3 protein-coding genes are annotated in these 2,335 nt (G+C 74.3%); 2 read left to right on the top strand and 1 reads right to left on the bottom strand.

The window, feature by feature from the left end:
* On the bottom strand, positions 1 to 692 hold a 692-nt coding region (locus tag VR45_RS45175), incomplete at its 3' end, for a DUF5996 family protein (protein WP_045945091.1).
* A gap of 162 nt (positions 693 to 854) precedes the next feature.
* Between VR45_RS45175 and VR45_RS41095 the strand changes: the two genes are divergently transcribed.
* Entirely contained in the window at positions 855 to 1,841 is a 987-nt protein-coding gene (locus VR45_RS41095) for an alpha/beta hydrolase (RefSeq protein ID WP_234326684.1), read from the top strand.
* A gap of 82 nt (positions 1,842 to 1,923) precedes the next feature.
* The coding region (locus VR45_RS41090; RefSeq protein WP_045945089.1) for a winged helix-turn-helix domain-containing protein at positions 1,924 to 2,335 on the top strand (412 nt) is incomplete at its 3' end.

Below are 2,335 nucleotides of genomic sequence, written 5' to 3'. Positions count from 1 at the left end.
GTNTAGGAGTAGAAGGCCGGCTCGCCCAGGTCGGCGTCGCCGAACCAGAAGCCGAAGCTGATCAGCTCCCGGGAGTACGCCTCGCGGGTCACCGGGTCCGCCGGCGTCGGCCGGTCGAGGGCGCGTCCGGAGAACCGGGTGTGCGCCAGGTCGAAGGAGTGCCAGAAGAAGTGGACGGGGCTGGCCTTGCCCGAGAAGCGCGCCGAGAACTCCTCCAGCACCAGCGCGACCTGGCCGAGCACCTGCCAGGCGCGGTTGGCCAGGACCGGATCGTACGTCGCGTGCTCGACGTCCTCGGCGAACGGCCGGTCGGTGTCGGGCAGCCGGTAGGGCCGGGGGAACGGCAGCTCGACCCGGATGCCCAGCGCGGCCAGCGTCTCCAGGGTCTGCCGGTGGAACGAGGCGACGGAGTGGCCGGGCAACGGGAAGGACGCCGTCCTGCCGTCCGCCACGGTGACGACCAGCCGGTGGTCGACGAGGTCGAGGTCGACGGTGAAGACCGGATTGCCGTCGACCAGTCCCATCGGCCGGGTGGTGAGCCCGCGCCCGGTGAGGTGGAAGGGCACGTTCCACCAGTGGTTGCGCCGCACGCTCGCCCCGAGCCGGATCTTGCCGACGATCTGGGTGAAGCGGTGCAGCGTCTCCTTCGTGTCCCGCCACTCGTCGAGCGGTATCGGTGGGAAGAGCTCCATCGGGTGTCCTCCTGCCCGTCGGCCGCACTTCCATGATGACCACGCCGGCCCGGAACCGCAGACGGGCGGAACCGGTGGCCCCGGCGGCCCCGGCGGACCCGGTGGACCGGCCGTGCGCCGGGCCGGGTTTGTCGTAGGGCCTCCGTACAGTCGTGGTCACACGTGACGACATCCCGGCGGGAGCGGAGCCTGATGGTGGACAACCGGCGCACGGTCGAGGTCGAGGTCGAGGGCGCGGAGCTGGCGGCCGAACTGCACGGCGATCCCGCCGATCCCGCGATCCTGCTGATCCACGGCGCGGGACACTGCCGGCTCAACTGGCCCGACGGCTTCGTCCGCCGACTGGTCGAGGGCGGCCGGTGCGTCGTCCGCTACGACGCCCGGGACGCGGGCACCTCGACGACCTTCCCGGTCGGCGCGCCGCCGTACGCGCTGCCCGACCTGGCCGAGGACGCGGCGGCCGTGATCGACGCCCTCGGGCTGGGGCGTGCCCATGTGCTCGGCATGTCCCAGGGCGCGGCGGTCGGCCAGCTCCTGGCACTCGGCCACCCCGACCGGGTGGCCACCCTCACCCTCGCCTCCGCCACGCCCGGCATCCCCGGGGAGGAGCAGCCGGACCTGCCGCCCGTGTCGGAGCGGCTCGCCGCCTTCTTCGCGCAGGTCGAGCAGGACGCGAAGAACGAGCAGGACGCGCAGGTCGAGCAGGACGCCGCCGCCGGGGCCGGTGGTGCGGCCGACCCGTCCGGCCGGGAGGCCGTCGTCGAGTCGATCGTCGAGGGCGAGCGCCCGTTCGCCGCCGCCTCGCGCCCGTTCGACGAGGACGGGGTGCGGCGGCTGGCCGCCCGGATCGTCGACCACGCGCGCGACATCGCGGCCCAGTCCACCAACCCCTACCTGCTCGACGCCGGCCCCCCGTGGCGCGCGCGGCTCGGCACGATCACCGCGCCGACCCTGGTGCTGCACGGCGAGGAGGACCCGCTGTTCCCGCCGGAGCACGGGCGCGCCCTGGCCGCCGAGATTCCCGGCGCCCGCTTCCTCGCCCTGCCGGGCACCGGCCACGAGGTCTTCCCCGAGCACACCTGGGACACCGTCGTCCCGGCCGTCCTCGCCCACACCGCGAACCGGGACGACCCGCCCCGCCCGGCCTGAGTAAGGTGATCGTTCCGACCGGTCCGGTGCCAGGGGTGGCACCGGACCGAACCGCAGGTCGGACACGGGGGAGAGGGAACGGATGGGCGAGCCGCTCGGCTTCGGGATACTCGGGCCGCTCGCGGTCACGGCGGGCGGGGAACCGGTGACGATCGCCGGGGCCAGGCAGCGCACCGTCCTGGCCCTGCTCCTGCTGGAACCGGGCCGCATCGTCGCCACCGACACGCTGGTGGACGTGATTTGGGACGGCGCTCCGCCGGCCAGTGCACGGACCCAGGTGGCGATCGTCGTGGCCGGGCTGCGCAAATCGCTCGGCCGTACGGGCACCGAGGGCGGGGAGGGCGGGGACCAGGCGGTCATCGTCACCGCCCACCCCGGCTACCGGCTGCGCACCGAGGGGCACAGCGTGGACAGTGCCGTTTTCACCGCGCTCGTCGCCGAGGCGGAGGCCGCGGTCCGCGCGGGCCGGCCGACGGAGGCGGAGCACGCCTACA

This window comes from Streptomyces sp. NRRL S-495, assembly GCF_000966955.1.
GTDB lineage: Bacteria > Actinomycetota > Actinomycetes > Streptomycetales > Streptomycetaceae > Kitasatospora > Kitasatospora purpeofusca.
Note: the sequence above shows the minus strand (reverse complement) of the source record. Positions and strands in the feature narration are given on the sequence as shown.